Annotated in this window: 16 protein-coding genes; 7 read left to right on the forward strand and 9 right to left on the reverse strand. The window is 42.4% G+C overall.

Annotated elements, in window-relative coordinates; genetic code table 11:
- Positions 1–15 precede the first annotated feature (15 nt).
- Genes cysW through IM475_RS04885 form a run of 4 tightly spaced genes read right to left on the reverse strand, consistent with a single transcriptional unit; the run spans position 16 to position 3,158 of the window.
- On the reverse strand, positions 16–858 hold the full coding sequence (gene cysW / locus IM475_RS04870) for a sulfate ABC transporter permease subunit CysW (protein ID WP_287726859.1): 843 nt from the start codon (positions 856–858) through the stop codon (positions 16–18).
- A 41-nt stretch (positions 859–899) separates the two neighbouring features.
- Positions 900–1,742 carry a sulfate ABC transporter permease subunit CysT gene (cysT, locus tag IM475_RS04875; protein WP_287726860.1) on the reverse strand — a complete coding sequence of 281 codons (843 nt, stop codon included), beginning with the start codon at positions 1,740–1,742 and terminating at the stop codon, positions 900–902.
- Between the two features lie 19 nt (positions 1,743–1,761).
- A complete protein-coding gene (locus IM475_RS04880; protein ID WP_002802587.1) occupies positions 1,762–2,103 on the reverse strand; it encodes an NIL domain-containing protein in 342 nt (113 codons plus the stop codon).
- Between the two features lie 11 nt (positions 2,104–2,114).
- Complete coding sequence (locus tag IM475_RS04885; protein WP_287726861.1) at positions 2,115–3,158, reverse strand: sulfate ABC transporter substrate-binding protein; 1,044 nt, start codon at positions 3,156–3,158, stop codon at positions 2,115–2,117.
- A 170-nt stretch (positions 3,159–3,328) separates the two neighbouring features.
- Here IM475_RS04885 and IM475_RS04890 point away from each other — a divergent pair, with 170 nt between their 5' ends.
- Positions 3,329–4,108, forward strand: a complete 780-nt coding sequence (locus IM475_RS04890) for a Crp/Fnr family transcriptional regulator (protein WP_287726862.1) — start codon at positions 3,329–3,331, stop codon at positions 4,106–4,108.
- A gap of 19 nt (positions 4,109–4,127) precedes the next feature.
- Here the strand turns inward: IM475_RS04890 and rnc are convergent, their stop codons facing one another.
- Complete coding sequence (gene rnc, locus IM475_RS04895) at positions 4,128–4,805, reverse strand: ribonuclease III (RefSeq protein ID WP_287726863.1); 678 nt, start codon at positions 4,803–4,805, stop codon at positions 4,128–4,130.
- 58 nt (positions 4,806–4,863) lie between these two features.
- Here rnc and IM475_RS04900 point away from each other — a divergent pair, with 58 nt between their 5' ends.
- The 6 genes from IM475_RS04900 to IM475_RS04925 all read left to right on the forward strand — a co-directional run bounded on the left by IM475_RS04900 (position 4,864) and on the right by IM475_RS04925 (position 11,416).
- A complete protein-coding gene (locus IM475_RS04900) occupies positions 4,864–5,418 on the forward strand; it encodes a hypothetical protein (protein ID WP_287726864.1) in 555 nt (184 codons plus the stop codon).
- A gap of 208 nt (positions 5,419–5,626) precedes the next feature.
- On the forward strand, positions 5,627–7,483 hold the full coding sequence (thrS, locus tag IM475_RS04905; RefSeq protein WP_287726865.1) for a threonine--tRNA ligase: 1,857 nt from the start codon (positions 5,627–5,629) through the stop codon (positions 7,481–7,483).
- Between the two features lie 114 nt (positions 7,484–7,597).
- A complete protein-coding gene (locus IM475_RS04910) occupies positions 7,598–8,629 on the forward strand; it encodes a CobW family GTP-binding protein (protein WP_287726866.1) in 1,032 nt (343 codons plus the stop codon).
- A 478-nt stretch (positions 8,630–9,107) separates the two neighbouring features.
- The gene (locus IM475_RS04915) at positions 9,108–9,887 is read left to right on the forward strand and encodes a hypothetical protein (protein ID WP_287726867.1); all 780 of its coding nucleotides are present in this window, start codon (positions 9,108–9,110) and stop codon (positions 9,885–9,887) included.
- Complete coding sequence (locus IM475_RS04920) at positions 9,887–10,696, forward strand: metallophosphoesterase family protein (protein ID WP_002742233.1); 810 nt, start codon at positions 9,887–9,889, stop codon at positions 10,694–10,696. Before IM475_RS04915 ends, IM475_RS04920 begins: the two co-directional genes overlap by 1 nt.
- A 21-nt stretch (positions 10,697–10,717) precedes the next feature.
- On the forward strand, positions 10,718–11,416 hold the full coding sequence (locus tag IM475_RS04925) for a metallophosphoesterase family protein (RefSeq protein WP_287726868.1): 699 nt from the start codon (positions 10,718–10,720) through the stop codon (positions 11,414–11,416).
- 122 nt (positions 11,417–11,538) lie between these two features.
- On the opposite strand, the gene IM475_RS04930 is transcribed toward IM475_RS04925, so the two are convergent.
- The 4 genes from IM475_RS04930 to IM475_RS04945 form a co-directional block, all read right to left on the reverse strand.
- Complete coding sequence (locus IM475_RS04930) at positions 11,539–12,522, reverse strand: methyltransferase domain-containing protein (protein ID WP_287726899.1); 984 nt, start codon at positions 12,520–12,522, stop codon at positions 11,539–11,541.
- Positions 12,523–12,715: 193 nt separating this feature from the next.
- On the reverse strand, positions 12,716–12,955 hold the full coding sequence (locus tag IM475_RS04935) for a FeoC-like transcriptional regulator (RefSeq protein WP_287726869.1): 240 nt from the start codon (positions 12,953–12,955) through the stop codon (positions 12,716–12,718).
- Between the two features lie 109 nt (positions 12,956–13,064).
- Positions 13,065–15,389: a Fe(2+) transporter permease subunit FeoB gene (feoB, locus tag IM475_RS04940; RefSeq protein WP_287726870.1), complete on the reverse strand. Its 2,325-nt coding sequence runs from the start codon at positions 15,387–15,389 to the stop codon at positions 13,065–13,067.
- A gap of 42 nt (positions 15,390–15,431) precedes the next feature.
- Complete coding sequence (locus IM475_RS04945; RefSeq protein WP_287726871.1) at positions 15,432–16,067, reverse strand: FeoA family protein; 636 nt, start codon at positions 16,065–16,067, stop codon at positions 15,432–15,434.
- Positions 16,068–16,366: the final 299 nt, after the last annotated feature.

Genomic DNA, 16,366 nt, shown 5'->3' on the forward strand with positions numbered 1-16,366 from the left:
TTAGGTTAATTGTAGTTAAGTAGTGTGAATTTTGTGGGCGGTTTTACGTTCGAGAATTTCTTTGATAATTAAAGTAACTCCCGCTAGTAAGGCGAGAATAGCCGCCGCACTAAAAGCGGCAGGAGTTAGATAATTTTTATAAGCCTGTTCTACGAAAATTGGCAGGGTGGCAGTTCTCCCTAAAATACTGCCAGAAACCACAGAAACCGCCCCAAATTCTCCCATCGCCCGGGCATTAGTTAACAGCACTCCGTACATCAATCCCCAACGAATATTGGGTAAAGTTATGCGCCAGAAAATCTGCCAATCATTTGCGCCTAAAGTGCGCCCCGCTTCCTCTTGTTCTAAGCCAATTTCTTCTAAGACTGGGATAACTTCTCTAGCCACAAAAGGCATAGTAACAAATATAGTTGCTAATACCATTCCGGGTAAAGCAAAAAGTATTTTTATACTGAAAAGTTCTAGAAAAGAACCTAACCAACCATTGCGCCCATAGAGCAGTACAATCATTAAACCCGCTACCACGGGAGAAACGGCAAAAGGTAAGTCAATTAAACTAATTAATAAAGTTTTGCCACGAAATTGATTGCGAGCAATTACCCAGGCTGCACAAAGTCCAAAAATTGTGTTTAAAGGTACAGTAATTAGGGCAATAGTTACTGTTAATTTTACCGCTTCGATAAAGTCAGAAGTTCCCGCCGCTTCTAAAAAAGCTTGGAATCCATTGCGAAAAGCATAGTAAAATACTGCCGCCGCCGGAATAAATAATAATAGTGCCAGATAAACAAGGGCGATGATAATTAGTAGGGGTTTGTAATCCCACTCTTTCGGTTTAGTTGATTTTTTTAGACTCAGCATTTTTGATCTGTCTCCAGTTATACCCTAATATTTTTTACTCTTTACTTAACTCTGTATTTTTGCCCCCATTGCTGCAGGAAATTAATTACTACTAACATGAATAAAGAAACCAGTAATAAAACCATGCCGATTACTGTCGCCCCTGTGTAATCATATTCCTCTAGTCTTTGAAAGATTAAAACTGGGGCAATTAAATCCTTAAAGGGAATATTAGAGGAGATAATAACTACGGAACCATATTCACCGATCGCTCTGGCAAAACCGAGGGCAACTCCTGTTAAAATAGCGGGTAGTATTGTGGGAAAAATAACTCGCCAGAAGATTTGCCAAGAGGAAGCACCGAGGGATAAAGCCGCTTCTTCTACCTCTTTTTCCATTTCCTGTAAAACCGGCTGTAAGGTGCGGACAATGAAGGGTAAAGCGATAAATAACATCGCCACAAAAACCCCTAAAATGGTAAAGGATATCTTAATGCCAAAGGGGGCAAAAAATTGACCGAGCCAACCGTTATCACTGTAAACTGTGGCTAGGACTAAACCGGCAACAGAAGTGGGTAAAGCAAAGGGCAAATCCACACAAGCATCGACAATTTTTTTACCCGGGAATCGATAACGCACTAACACCCAAGCGATAATAGTGCCGAAAACTCCGTCAATTAATCCAGCAATTAAGGAAGTCAAAAAAGTGACTTGGTAAGCGGATAAAGAAATCGGTAAAGTGGCAACACGCCAAAATTCAGCAAAACCAAGGGTTAGGGATTTAGCAAATAGTGCCGCTGCTGGTAAAACCAACAAAACCACTAAATAACTAATGGTAATTATCCAAGGAATAGAAACTTTTTTCTGGGGTTGACTGGGCGATAAAGATAATTGTGGGTTAGCCATTGTTAATTATTTTTAGAGATTACCAATTGTCCGCTTCTTCAAGAACTTGTGCTGAATCATACCAAACTTCTACATCTAAATCTGCCAGATAGGAAAGGGCATTTTCTATCCCTTGGGAGTTGCCTTGTAGTTGTAGATCAAACCAGCCATCTTGATTATTATTGGCAGCTAACAAAGCGGAAAATATATTCACTTTTAGACCTGGAAAAGACCCTAAACGTGCTATGATTGGCTCGTTAATATACTGTTTAGGAACCCGAATTTTTATCCGTCGGGAAGTGGGGCGATCAAGTCCAGATTGATCGAGATGTAAGTCACTTTGGGGATGATTAATAGTTTGCCATTGAGGTTGATTATCCATGGTTTTTCTCCTTAGGATTTACCAGCTTTAGTCAGAATTTTATCGAACAAGCCTCCATCATCAAAAAATTGCTCTTGTACCTGATCCCAACCGCCTAAATCCTGCACGGTAAAGAGATTTTTTATCTGAGGAAATTTACTCTCAAACTCTTTAGCTACCGTCGGCTCAACGGGACGAAAACCAACTTTAGCAAATTCTCTTTGTGCCTCTGGGGTAAATAAAAACTGCACAAAAGCTTCGGCCACTTTTCTCGTACCTTTTTTATCCACATTGGCATCAACAACCGCCACGGGATTATCAATAGAAATATTATAATCAGTGGGAACAGTATAGGCTAAATTCTCACCTTTTTGGTTAGCGAGAATCATCTCGTTTTCGTAATTAATTAGCACATTTCCCTGGCCTTGTTTAAAAAATACATCACTAGATTCACGAGCATCTCTAGGTAAAACTGGCGCATTTTTAAACACTTTTTCGACAAAAGTTTGCGCCGCTTGTTCACTGCCCTCCGCTTGCGTCACCGAACCCCAAAGAGCGAGAAAATTCCAGCGCGCTCCGCCAGAAGTCTTGGGATTAGCGGTAATAACTTTAATATTATCCTTGGCTAAATCTGACCATTTATTAATTTTAATATTGGCATCACGAGGAACAAAAGCCACTACAGATTTATGAACAATAGAGTCATTGGGAGCTTCTTTTTCCCAACCGGGTTGAATTAATCCCGCTTGCTCAATTTTCTTGGTATCCAAAGCTAAAGCCAACGCTACCACATCCGCTTCTAAACCATCGATAACGGCACGAGTTTGGGAACCGGAACCACCATAACTCTGTTCAAAAGTTACCTTTTGCCCCGTTTTTTGTTGCCATTCCTCGACAAATTTGGGAATGATTTTTTCGTAGGCACTTTGGGTGACAGCATAGGAAACAAGCGTCACAGTCACGGGTTTTTGGCTGTCATTGCCGCTATTGGTGGGGGATGGGGTGCAAGATGCCAGCATTCCTCCCGTCAGGACAGTTGCCATGAGTAGGGATAAACAAGACTGGGATGACTGCATCGGCGGCGCTCCTAAGCTTTACTCTGAGGTTGTATCTGTTTTCAGGTGTAGTTTAATCCTACAGCACAGGAAACAAAATTTCAATACATTTATAAAACAAATTGGAAATAAGGTGATAACAAGGGAAACTGTGAGAAGATGGAATCAGTGCTACATCTAGGTTTGAGACTATGGGCAAGAGCGTCAAAGCCAAAAAAACAACCCTCCTACAACAACTGATTAACCAGAGTTTTCTCTTTCGCGGACTAGAGGAAGCTTGGTTAAGTCAGTATCTCGATGCCGAGAACCTCAAGCTAGAGACGCTATTTTCCAATCGTCCCGTCTATACGGCTTTTCTCCCCGATGAATTTCTAGATGTTTTGTATGTGATTTTGAATGAGGGTGTAATCGTCGTCCGCAGCACCCCCCTCGACCGGATTATTGCCATTACCTACCCCGGCGGCTGTTTTGGCATGAGGAGTTTACCCTTTAGTTATGGTTTAGCCAGTCGCGCCTTTCCCTGTTTGGTGGAATCCTATAAAACTACCCACGTCCTGAAAATTCCCTTATCGGCGCTAGAAAAGATTTACAACGATAACGAAAGTTTTCGTCAACGGTACTGTTTGTTATTTGAATTACAGCAAAAATTCGAGTATCATTTGCTTAATTGCAGTAGCTATCCACCCCAAGCTGTAGCCACTTTACTCAGAGCTTTAATCTATCAAGAAAGAGAATTAGGCAGTCAACCGAGTGCCGAAAATATCTATACTTTTGATCTATCCGTCGATATGATTGCTCGCGCTTGTCAACTCAATCAACGCACCGTCGAACAGGTATTAAAAGGATTGCAAAACGTGGGATTAATTGCCTCAGAATCGACGGGGGATTTAATTCGGGTACTGGATGCCGAGGGTTTAAAAGAAGTGTACAGTGCCACCAGGGATAAAGTTAATTGGTGGCCCCTCAGATAAGTAGGTTTGGCCTTATTTATTATTGCCATTGACAGCGCTTTAAGGCATCTTCGGCAGCCGCTTTGGTGGCATCCTGTTTCCGTTTACCTTTACCTGTACCGTAGAGAAGATGATTAACCCGCACTTCGGCAGTAAATTCCCTAGCGTGGGGGGGGCCTGTCACATCGATGATCGCATATTCTGGATTAGAGGCGAAATTGGCCAGCGCCCACTGTTGAAAGAGATTTTTGGCATCGATAAAAGATGGCGATTCCGATTGTTGAGAGACTAAATGAGAGGCTACAGGGATAAAAAGCCGGTGCAGATAGTTTTTAACCGCATTTAACCCCGAATCTAGATAATAAGCCCCAATTATCGCTTCAAAAGTGTCCGCTAATAGGGTAGGATTCGATCGCCCCCGATCTTTAATTGCCCCCTTACCCAAACGCATTAACTCCCCCAGGCCGATTTCAAGGCCCAATTGCGCTAATTGTTCTTCTTTGACCAAATTTGACCGCAAACGGGTTAATTCTGCCTCGTTCATGGCGGGATATTTCTGATACAAAAGTTCGCCCACCAAAAAAGCCAAAATCGCATCGCCCAAAAATTCTAGGCGCTCGTTATTTTCCGTCAATTCCGACTGTTCATTGACATAGGAACGATGGGTTAAAGCTTGGGTGAGAAGGAGAGCATTTTGAAAAGGAGGCAAACAAGACATTACAGAAATGATCAAGTCAAGAGCATTTCTTATCTTAATCCGACCCCACCCCGAATAGATGAGACGAACGATCCTTTTTTTACTGTTTTTTCCGGCTAGTTTAGGCATAATCTCCCAAATCTTCTCACCGGAAAACCTATCCGCTGCTATTCTTGCCCTAGGTACCCTGGTGATGTGCATGGAACAGGCACGCATGGCAGCGGTGGACTTGGGAGAAATTGCCCAATTTCAGCAAAAAACCAGCGATCCTCGCCTCGATCGCTTTTTTATGGTCACAATTAGTACAATTGTTTTAGAATTAGCGGGCTTTTATGTGGCTGCCCTCTGGATAGGATGGGGGTCCTTAATAGTTCTGGTCAGTCAAATTTGGTTTCATTGTTTAGCCAAGATTCAACTGCAGCCAAGCACGGAAAAAATTATTGACCATGGCATAGGGCCACGTTTACCCATCTTACTGGCTGACGGAATCGGCATAATCTTCGTGGCTTTCTGGTTAGCCAAAATTGCCCCCCTAATTATGGCCATGACTTTAACGGCAATGTTATTAATCTACGGCTCTATTAAGTATAGACCTCTTGTCAAAATCAAAAATCTTCCCTTGGTTGAGGAGTAAGTAGCCAGTATTCGGTCGTCAGGAGAATCAAAAATGAGCTTTAATCAATTAAATTCTCTATTTAGAGATTTTATGCCTATTTTTCTCATTTTTGAACTCTCAAAAATTAATTATCGTTGAGCTTGCCGCTAGAGGATTTGAGCGCATTTTTCTCTCAGACATCAGCCCTCCTTTGCTAAAATGATAATCATTATTATTTTAACTAGCAATGGTCAATCAAATTAAGTCCCCCCGAGCAGAAAGCCCCGTTATCGAAGAACATTCCCAAAAAATCGTAAAAATACGCCATACTTGCGCCCATATCTTAGCGATGGCTGTACAAACTCTCTTTCCTGAAACCAAAGTCGCTATTGGTCCCTGGACAGAAACGGGATTCTACTACGATTTCGATCGCCAAACACCCTTTACCCCCGAAGATTTGGAGAAAATAGCGGCAGAAATGGGGCGAATTATCGGGAAAAACCTGCCAATTATCCGAGAAGTGCTGGAAAGAAGCGAAATTACGGCAGAAATTGAACGCCTTAATCAACCCTACAAAAAGTTAATTTTAGAGAGAATTCCCCCAGAAGAAACCATTACCCGTTATTTTATCGGTAGTCCGGACGCAGGACGGAGCGATCGAGAACCCTCGTTAATTGATGGCGCTGTTTCTCCCCCGGAAGAATTTTGGTGGGATCTGTGCGCGGGACCCCATCTCAACTCGACGGGGGAAATTAACCCAGATGCTTTCGCATTGGAGAGTGTAGCGGGTGCTTATTGGCAAGGAGATGAAAAACAGCCGCAATTACAGCGAATTTACGGCACAGCTTGGCAAACCCCCGCAGAATTACAAAATTATCTCCAACAAAAAGAAGAAGCGCAGCGACGAGATCATCGCAAATTGGGACAACAATTAAAATTATTTAGCATCCAAGAAGATGCCGGTGGCGGTTTAGTTTTTTGGCATCCCCGGGGTGCAACAATGCGTTATTTAATCGAAGATTATTGGCGCCAAGCTCATTTAGAAGCGGGTTATCAATTTCTTTATACTCCCCATCTAGCTAATTTAGATCTGTGGAAAACTTCTGGACATTGGGACTTTTATCGCGACAATATGTTTGAGGCGATCGAGTTAGAACAGCAAAGCTATCAAATTAAGCCGATGAATTGTCCTTTTCATGTTTTAACCTATCAAAATGACCTGCATTCCTATCGAGAATTTCCCCTCAGATGGGCAGAATTAGGCACAGTTTATCGTTACGAGCGCTCGGGGGTTTTACACGGATTAATGCGGGTGCGAGGTTTTACCCAAGATGATGCTCATATTTTCTGTTTACCCGAACAAATTGCCGCAGAGATTCTAGGAGTTTTGAACTTAACCGAGAAAATTCTCTCCGATTTTGGCTTTACTAATTATCAGATAAATTTATCGACTCGTCCCAGTAAATCCGTGGGTAGTGATAGTGTTTGGGAATTGGCAACCGCAGCTTTAATTGAGGCCTTAAATGCTAAAAAGTGGGATTATATTGAGGATCAGGGAGGTGGGGCTTTTTATGGTCCGAAAATTGATATAAAAATTCAAGATGCGATCGGTAGAATGTGGCAATGTTCCACGATTCAGGTCGATTTTAACTTGCCAGAACGCTTTGATATGCAATATGTCGCTAGGGATGGTACTCGGGAAAGACCGATTATGATTCATCGAGCTATTTTTGGCTCTTTGGAAAGATTTTTTGGCATTTTAATCGAGAATTATGCAGGAGATTTTCCTCTCTGGTTAGCACCTATTCAAGTCCGTTTATTACCCGTTAGTGATGAACAGCATCATTATGCTTTAGAGGTAGCAATGCAGTTAAAACAAGCTGGTTATCGAGTGGAAATCGATAAAAGTGGTGAGCGTTTAGGTAAACAAATTCGTACAGGAGAACTAGAAAAAATCCCTGTCTTAGCTGTGATTGGAAAACGAGAAGTTAGCAGTAAAACTCTAAGTGTTCGCACTCGACAAGGGGGTGATTTAGGTTCGATGACGCTGGCAGATTTATTAGGAAAAATGCAAACAGCGATCCTATCTAAAACTAATCTCTGAAACTTTTGTATAAACCAGCAAATAGTGGATATTGATCCCTTCCAGGCGAATTTAACAGGGTTGAGAAAAGCCTATTTTCTGCCAATTAATTAACTTAAAAGTGGGTTAGCTGCCATGAGTTCTTTGATAATTCCTCTCTCCGATTCCCTCCCTTGCTTGCCTAAATCGGGAATGCCTGTGACGATCATTACTGGTTTTTTAGGGAGTGGAAAAACTACCTTACTAAATCATATTCTTGACAATAAAGAAGGGTTAAAAGTTGCCGTCTTAGTCAATGAGTTTGGGGATATTAATATTGATTCTCAATTGCTTGTTTCCATCGATGAAGATATGGTAAAATTGAGTAATGGCTGTATTTGTTGTACGATTAATGATAGTTTAATTGAGACAGTCTCTCAGGTCTTAGAAAAAGAAATACCCGTGGACTATCTAATTATTGAAACCACAGGATTAGCCGATCCTTTGCCAATTATCCTCACTTTCCTGGCCACGGAATTAAAATATCTGACTCGCTTAGATTCTATTATTACCCTCGTGGATTCTGAAAACTTTACTGCCGATCATTTTGATAGTAATATTGCCCTTAGTCAAATTCGTTATGGTGACGTGGTAATTCTCAATAAAATAGATCGAGTCAGTCCCAAGAAATTAGATAATTTAGAAAAGTTTATTCGTCGAGAAAAAGAGGGTATAAGACTCCTAAAAAGTAGTTATGGTCAGGTTCCTTTGGGTTTATTGTTAGACCTAGGTTTAACTAAAGAAGAATTGTATAAAGTCCAGTTGAGAGACTTTCAAAAAAATCGCCCAAGCTCCAATGATAACCAATCTCCTGAAGACTTTAATTTTGTCTCCTTTGTTAGCGATAAACCATTTAATCTAGATAAATTTGAACCTTTTCTCACGGAAAAAATGCCGATAAATGTTTTTCGAGCAAAAGGGATTCTCTGGTTTCAACAAAGCGATTTAAAACATATTTTTCAATTGAGCGGCCCTCGTTACGATCTGCAAGCGGTAGAATGGGATACATCTCCTAAAAATCAGTTAGTTTTTATCGGCAGAAATTTAAATAAAGAGGAAATCTTGACACAACTAAACGAATGCTTGGCTAGTTCTCAAAAAATTAAAAAGGACAAACTAAGTAGGTAGGTGTTAAAAGTTTTCAGACACCCCCCTTATCAAGGGGGGACTAAGGGGGGATCGGCACCCCCCTTATCAAGGGGGCAGGGGGGATCGAACCTAAAATCCATTTTTAATTTAATTATAACCAGCTACTTATGAATAATTTATGGATAAAAACTTTAAAATTTAACGAACCCTCGATCCCATGGTTTTACGTCTCTTTGTTCTCCAAGCTCATTATCGCAAACCCTTGCACTTTACGGAAGCGGCGATCGATTAAGGGAACAATTAAAAACGAGGGGAATTATCTTAGTTGATTTACCCGATGGACAAAGCCAATGGTATCCTAGAGAAAAGAGCCATAACCATGATTAATATCCCAAGAAACCGCCAATTTTTCCCAAAATAACCTTGCTAAGTCTAGAAGATTGGTTAAGGAAGATTACTTGCCCCAATCTAACTTATGCTAGAATGATTATCATTACCACAATAAAGAAGGAGCAAAATGATTATCGTGGTGACGGGGGGTATAGCTGCGGGAAAAACCCATTGGATTCGCCAACAAATCGCCCAAAGCAAGCAGCCAAGTCTATATTTTAGTCCCCAGACGGAAACTTTTCCCATTGATCACCTCACTTTACAGAGTGACTTTCCCCAGTTGTCCTCTATTTCTAGGGAAGAAGAAGACCTTTTGAGCAGTTTATCCATGAAAAACAGGGTCTATATGGAAGTACCATGGCATTTAGACACGCAATCCCTCGAAAGCTTTCTAAAACCCCTCAATTGTCATCGGGTAGCGATTACGTCTCCAGACGAAGAAATCCCCGAAGGACAAGTTCCCGTCGATGAAATAGTCATCAGTCCCGTCAAAACAACCATAAAAGGTGATCAATGGTTAAAAAAACGGGAAATACAGATTTATAGAGCTGTTTTAACGGGAGAAGTCCTCGATTTTTCCAGTTTAACCACCTTTTGGACAGAATTAACCCAAGGGGCCTATGGGGAAGTGCTGCGGGTTAAAAGTATCTTCGATATCATCGATGGTCAGTGTATTTATGGGGAATTTATGGATGAATGGCCAGAAAAAGACTTTCAAAGCTTAAATTTCCCCTTAAATCTCGATGGGAGACCGAATCGCTTCAGTGGGATTGAAATCGTCGGTCGCAATCTCGATAAACCGACAATTGCCGATACCCTGAGTGATTGTTGTCTGTCCGATGAGGCACTTTTTTATTATCAACAACAATTTCAAGAATCTTTAGAGCCAGAAATGGAGTTAATCTGATGAAAATAGCCGTTTTATCCTGTATTCATGGCAATATGCCCGCTTTTAATGCTGTTTTGCAAGATTTAGACCAACAGGGTTGTCAAGAAATCTACTGTTTAGGGGATTTGGTTGGGTATGGACCCCATCCTAACCAAGTGGTGGAAAAAATCCGTCAACTGGGGATTACCACGGTACAAGGGTGTTGGGATGAGGATATCGTCGAGGGATTAAATGCCTGTGAGTGCAGTTATCCGTCGCTTTTAGCAGAAAAACGCGGTAGATTAGCTCATGAGTGGACAAATCAAATAATCACCCCAGAAAACCGTAATTATTTGTCAAAACTGCCCGAAATTTTTAAGCTAGATCACCTCTGTTTTGTCCATGGTAGTCCCCAAAGTAACCATGAGTATCTTTTAGCCGAAATGGACGCTTTTACGGCTTTAGAACGGGTTTTATCGGTAGATACAGAGGTTTTATTCTGTGGACATACCCACATCCCCTACATTCGCACTCTCGACGCGGGAAGCTTGCAAATAAAAGTGTATCAACCCGATGGGGAACAGTCGCGGCAATTTACCACACCGGTTAAACGTATCATCAACGTGGGATCGGTGGGAGAACCACGTCACGGTCGTCCAAATGCCACCTATGTGATTTACGATCGAGAAACGGCAGCGGTACAACTGCGAGAAGTGGCCTATAACTATCAGGAAACCTGTCAGGCTATTTTAGCATCGGGTTTACCTCCTATTTTCGCTTGGCGATTGGCTAAGGGTCTAGAATATGCAGAAAAAGCCGATGATCCGACTCATGTTTGCGAACGTTAATTTGTGATAAATCAAGAAATTATGTGGGCGATTTTAAGCGGTATTCAAGGCAATTTACCAGCCTATCAAGCGGTCTTGGAAGATCTTCAGCAACGGTCGGTTACTGTAGAAAATTTATATATTTTAGGAGATTTTATCGGTGTTAATCCCGATAGTGAAATGCTGGTAGAACAAATACGTTATCCCACTAAAAATAACTTATATCCGCAGGTTTGTCGGGGATGGTGGGAAGAACAATGTTTAATTCTACACAGTTTAGGAGCCACAGGAGAACCGACGGAATTAATCCATAAACATGGAATTGATAGCACTAAACAACTCTGGGACGCAGTTTCTTTAGAAACGGTGCAATGGTTACGAAATCTCGATTTTGGTTTTGTCGAGTTGGATTGTTTATTAATTCATGGCAGTAGTGTCAGTGTTAGTGAAGAATTAACCCCCGATACTCCCCCATGGCAAATTTTAGATCGACTGCAACGGGTGGGAGTTAATAATCTATTTTGTGGTCGTGCAGGACAAGTTTTTGATTATTCTTTACAGTCCGCTAATTTAACTAGCACTGTTACTACTTTAGATAAACGGCAACCAAGCGAAACTTTGACGATTCAAGATAAGCGTTTAATTGGGGTTGGTAGCGTTGGTAAAGAATTAAATAAAGCAGTTTACACTCTCTATAATCCTAGTAATAATTGCGTGGAGTTTAGAACCGTACCTTATTAATCTTTCAGAGATTAATTAAATATTCAAGATTAATTTAAGTAGGTAGGCGTTAAAAATTATCAGACACCCCCCTTATCAAGGGGGATCAAGGGGGGATTTATCTTCAATTTAATTATAACCAGCTAGATAACTGAGGTAAGAGACTCTTGCTGACTTGCTTGCAGATGGGATTGAGCGCGAACAGCGCGGAACATCCCAAAACGACATAAACCCGTACCAAAGGCCAAACGCATCAGCAGAATTGTCGGCACTTCTCGGACGGATTTAACCAACCCAGTCAGACCAAATTGCCACCAACCTTGGGGACGAATCACCCCTTGCCAAATGGTATCAATCCAAGAGGGTAGAGTGGCTGTTGTCCAGTCAGCAGTCATCACTTCCCCATCTACCAATCCTGTGGCCGCTAACTGTTCGGCAAAACCTTCGATACTGGCAAAAGCGGGGTGGGACCACTGATCCAAAAGTTGGCGCATTACAGGACTTTCCCAGAAATTGAGCGGTTTTTGACGGTCATCTCGCTGATTCCAGTCCGCTACCACCAGGACTCCCCCTGGTTTGAGAACTCGCAGTAATTCCTGTGCAAAAACGGCTTTGTCCGGCATATGGGGACCGGCTTCGATTGACCAGACCACATCAAAACTCTCGTCGGGAAAAGAAAGGGCCATGGCATCATCGACCAAAAAGCGAGCATTTACATCTGGGGGTGTTAGTTCTTTGGCCCGTGCCACTTGTTTGGGACTAATGGTGACACCGGTAACGGCAAATCCGTAGTCGCGGGCCAGAATGCGACTGCTGCCACCAATACCACAACCGACATCGAGGAGAGTTGCACCGGTGGGTAGTTTATCCAAACCTCCCCAAGAGACCATTTCCGCCACAAAGTCGGCTTTTGCCGCTAGAAAGTCTTTTTTTTCTGGTGGGGAACCGTAGTGACCTAAATGGATGTGTTCGCCCCAATAATATTCTAAAATCCCGTCCTGGGTCCATTGGTCGTAGGAGTTGGCCACCGAGTCCGACGATTGGTACTTGCGAGAGGAAACAAAATAGACGACGATAGCGATCGCTAGGAGTAAACCTAAAGATGATGTCAGCAAAAGTATATTCATTAAATGCTGCCGGGCAAACTGATACAAAGCTTAATAACTCTTAAAAATTATACAACCTTGAGGTTCTGCGGGCTGAGGTCTAACAGGGTTGAGTGACTTTGGTTCCTCGCCAGAAATTAACTATCCCAGTTGAAAGCGACTGGTAATACAGCAGTTATCTTGATAGTGAGATCACTTCTGTAGTACTAAACTTTTATCTATTTGTCCCTGTGGAATTGCCCTCAATCCATTCGTAAAAAGCCATAGATTCCGGGGAACAACGGCTGCATCCTCCGCATTTTTCTAGGGAAATCAGGCGAATTCGCCCTTTTTTCAGCAAGCGATTGAGCATGGGACTTAAGGCATCCGCTGACATCCGAAAGTGTGTAGATAAGTCAGACAGAGATGCTTTCTGATTTTTGGCAAGATAAGCCTGTATATCGGTTAAAATCATGGTTTATAAGCGAAAAAAATCGAGAAAAGTTGCTTGATTGCGGTGGGTTACGGCGAATCTAAATAATTTGTTAGTTGCCTAGCTTTTTGTCGCCTAACCCACCCTACTTTTAAATTGCCGGACGATTGATTTTTCGGGGACGGAGATTTTTTAAGGTGAATAAAACCCCGACTACGGTTAAACCCATCAAGACTATCCAAAAGAGAGAAAATCCCGGATGTCGAGAAAAAGTGGCGATTTGATAGAAGGAAGTAGCAACAATATAGGCCATTCCTGTGGTCCAGAGGGCAATAAAAGCAGTCCAACCGGCATTAGTTTCGCGATATACTGCCGATGTGGCCGAAACACAGGGAAAATAGAGCAGAACAAACAACAGATAGGCAAAAGCACCCGCTTGACCATCAAATCTTTTCACCATTGCGCCAAAGATTCCTAAATCTACCTCTTGCTTCTCGGCAGCCGTTTTTTGATCTTGCAAATCACCAATATTTAAACCCAAGGGATCAAGTAATTGATTGGGTAATTCCGCTAAATTGGCGGGAATAGTGGCGATAGCTTCCTGAATTTGCCCCCAAAAGTCGAATTTTTCGGCTGTTGCCCCCTTATTCGGGTTATCTTCCCCTGCTAGTTGGCTGTAAATCGAGTTTAATGTCCCTACCATTGCTTCTTTGGCAAAAACTCCCGTAAAAATTCCCACCGTTGCTGGCCAATTTTCCGGTTCTAGTCCCATGGGTGAGAAAATAGGAGTTACAGCTTTACTGGTAGCACTTAAAACCGATCGCTCGCTGTCTTGATTACCAAAAGAACCATCAAAACTGAGGGAGTTGAGTAGTCCCAAAATCATCACCATTAAAACGATAACTCGTCCAGCTTTCCATAAAAACGCTTGCAGACGTTCCCAAGTGCGAATTAAAACCCCTTTCAGACGCGGTAGATGATAGGGAGGCAATTCCATAATAAAGTGACTGACTTCTCCCTTGAGTAGGGTTTTTTTCATCACCAATCCCGTCAAAATAGCGGCGAGAATTCCTAAGATATAAAGACCAAAAACGATATTTTGACCTCCTATGGGGAAAAAAGCCGCCGCAAATAGGGCATAAACAGGTAATCTGGCCCCACAGGACATAAAAGGGTTCATCATAATCGTCATTAAACGATCTCGAGAATTTTCTAGGGTTCTGGTGGCCATAATTGCCGGTACACTGCAACCAAATCCCACTAGCATGGGAACAAAGGATTTACCAGGCAATCCCACCAAACGCATCAATCGGTCCATGACGAAGGCTGCCCGGGCCATATAGCCGGAATCCTCTAAAATTGACAAAAAGAGGAACATAAAGCCAATTACGGGGATAAAAGTGGCGACGGTTTGCACACCTCCCCCCGCTCCATCAGCGAGCAGAGCAATTAGCCAACCGGGGGTATGGATTTTTTGTAAAACTTGGGACAAACCATCGACAAAGATAGTCTGGGCAGTTAAATCGAAGAAATCGATAAAGGCAGCACTAACATTGATGGTAAACAAGAACATTAGGTACATTACGCCCAAAAATATCGGAATTCCTAACCAGCGATCGAGAACAATCCGATCTAGGCTATCGGACATGGTATCATTTATCTGTCCAGTCCGTTGAGTGGCTCCCTGGGTAACTTGTTGAATAAAGCCATAACGAGTATCAGCAATTAAAATATCAAGGTCTTCCCCTAAAACTTGGTGTATTTGTCGTCTATGCTTGACGATAATGCTTAATAGTTCCTGGGAGCGCAATTCTGGGACGATGCGATCCTCGTATTGCAGTAGATTTAAAGCGGTCCATCTTGGCTCAACGATCCTTTTACTGCTATGGTCGTTAATGTAGGCAACAATCTCGTTAAGAGCTTCCTCAATTACCGCAGGATAAGCCACATAAGCGGCAGTATGGTTAATATCGTCGACTAATTCCCCAATTTTTTGCTTTAATTCTCCGATTCCCTCCCCTTTAACCGCACTAATCGGCACGACAATTGCATCCATGCGATCGCTTAAGAGTTGCGGATTAACCACAATACCCCTAGTTTTGGCCACATCCATCATATTCAGGGCAATCAACATCGGTAAACGCATCTCCATGATTTGGGTAGTCAGGTAGAGATTGCGCTCTAAATTAGCAGCATCGACGATATTAATCACTAAATCCGCTTCTCCTGACAGCAGATAGTCCCTAGCGACTAATTCATCCATTCCCGTCTCCCCTTCTTCCACATCGAGGGAATAGACTCCGGGTAAATCCACAAGGGTGATATCTTCCCCGTTAACTTGAAATTGTCCCTCCTTGCGATCAACTGTTACTCCCGGCCAGTTGCCGGTCCGTTGATTGGACCGGGTGAGAGCATTAAAAAGGGTAGTTTTGCCACAGTTAGGATTGCCGATTAAGGCGATAATGGGTTTGACCATAATTTAGGATATTGAGTGATGAATAAGCTTAGATGATTAAATTTAGCTTTTTGGGTCTATTTCTTCGACGATTAAAGCGTCTGCCTCCTGTTTACGCAGACTGAGATGAAATCCCCGCACTCGAATCTCGACGGGATCCCCCAAAGGTGCGACGCGAATAACGGTAAACTCTGTCCCCGGAGTTAATCCCATTGATAACAATTTTCCTTTGTATCCGCGCAATGCTCGGTCATAACCGATGACTTTACCCGCTTTTCCTATGGGTATCTTCCGCAGAAATGTTCTTACTTCAGTTAGGTCTTTTTTGGGTTCCAGTTTTTTCGGTTGACTGTCACTAACGAGGATTTTTTCGGCCATTTGCGCCCCGATACCGATACGATTGTCTTGAATGGCAATTAAAACTGATCCCCTCGGTTGGGAGCTAATTACCTGTAATTGAATGCCGGGGTTTAATCCCATACCTAGGAGTCGATTGATCCCTCCTGTCCCCTGAAATCCCACTAACCAGACGGTTTTTCCCATTTCCACTTGTGCGAGGGGATAGGTGGCTGTTAGATCAGTATCCATGTAGCTAGTACGTTCTGAGGCTGCCTCTGTACCACCCCAAGGAGAAAATTGGGCTTTATTTGGCGATTTTTCTGGTTCTTCTGGTTCATTAGGTCTAATTTTATCGTCCATGCTTTTCTTATCTCCAAAGGCAAAGAAGGTCTTTCATTCAAGAGTGATAATAATTCCTTGATAGCTCATCGAGTTTACTGAAGTAGCCAAAGGGTGAGAACTGCACTACTATCAGCCTCAGTCAACGGTTTTGAAACTGTCTAAGACTTGCGATCGCTTAAATAAATGCTAATTATTCTCAATTGCCAGTTTAATCGAAAAGGGGAGACAGGAAAGAAAATTTTTTCTTTAAAAAAGTCACCAGTCTCCGGTAAATGGCGATCGCTGCGAGACGAAAATATTCACTAATGCTGGCAAAA

The organism is Microcystis sp. M061S2, assembly GCF_020245605.1.
Lineage (GTDB): Bacteria > Cyanobacteriota > Cyanobacteriia > Cyanobacteriales > Microcystaceae > Microcystis.

Excerpts from the sequence above, each read along its gene's own strand:
- cysW (WP_287726859.1), bottom strand. The coding sequence starts at position 858 with ATGCTGAGTCTAAAAAAATCAACTAAACCGAAAGAGTGGGATTACAAA.
- cysT (WP_287726860.1), bottom strand. The coding sequence starts at position 1,742 with ATGGCTAACCCACAATTATCTTTATCGCCCAGTCAACCCCAGAAAAAA.
- IM475_RS04880 (WP_002802587.1), bottom strand. The coding sequence starts at position 2,103 with ATGGATAATCAACCTCAATGGCAAACTATTAATCATCCCCAAAGTGAC.
- IM475_RS04885 (WP_287726861.1), bottom strand. The coding sequence starts at position 3,158 with ATGCAGTCATCCCAGTCTTGTTTATCCCTACTCATGGCAACTGTCCTG.
- IM475_RS04890 (WP_287726862.1), top strand. The coding sequence starts at position 3,329 with ATGGGCAAGAGCGTCAAAGCCAAAAAAACAACCCTCCTACAACAACTG.
- rnc (WP_287726863.1), bottom strand. The coding sequence starts at position 4,805 with ATGTCTTGTTTGCCTCCTTTTCAAAATGCTCTCCTTCTCACCCAAGCT.
- IM475_RS04900 (WP_287726864.1), top strand. The coding sequence starts at position 4,864 with ATGAGACGAACGATCCTTTTTTTACTGTTTTTTCCGGCTAGTTTAGGC.
- thrS (WP_287726865.1), top strand. The coding sequence starts at position 5,627 with ATGGTCAATCAAATTAAGTCCCCCCGAGCAGAAAGCCCCGTTATCGAA.
- IM475_RS04910 (WP_287726866.1), top strand. The coding sequence starts at position 7,598 with ATGAGTTCTTTGATAATTCCTCTCTCCGATTCCCTCCCTTGCTTGCCT.
- IM475_RS04915 (WP_287726867.1), top strand. The coding sequence starts at position 9,108 with ATGATTATCGTGGTGACGGGGGGTATAGCTGCGGGAAAAACCCATTGG.
- IM475_RS04920 (WP_002742233.1), top strand. The coding sequence starts at position 9,887 with ATGAAAATAGCCGTTTTATCCTGTATTCATGGCAATATGCCCGCTTTT.
- IM475_RS04925 (WP_287726868.1), top strand. The coding sequence starts at position 10,718 with ATGTGGGCGATTTTAAGCGGTATTCAAGGCAATTTACCAGCCTATCAA.
- IM475_RS04930 (WP_287726899.1), bottom strand. The coding sequence starts at position 12,522 with ATGAATATACTTTTGCTGACATCATCTTTAGGTTTACTCCTAGCGATC.
- IM475_RS04935 (WP_287726869.1), bottom strand. The coding sequence starts at position 12,955 with ATGATTTTAACCGATATACAGGCTTATCTTGCCAAAAATCAGAAAGCA.
- feoB (WP_287726870.1), bottom strand. The coding sequence starts at position 15,389 with ATGGTCAAACCCATTATCGCCTTAATCGGCAATCCTAACTGTGGCAAA.
- IM475_RS04945 (WP_287726871.1), bottom strand. The coding sequence starts at position 16,067 with ATGGACGATAAAATTAGACCTAATGAACCAGAAGAACCAGAAAAATCG.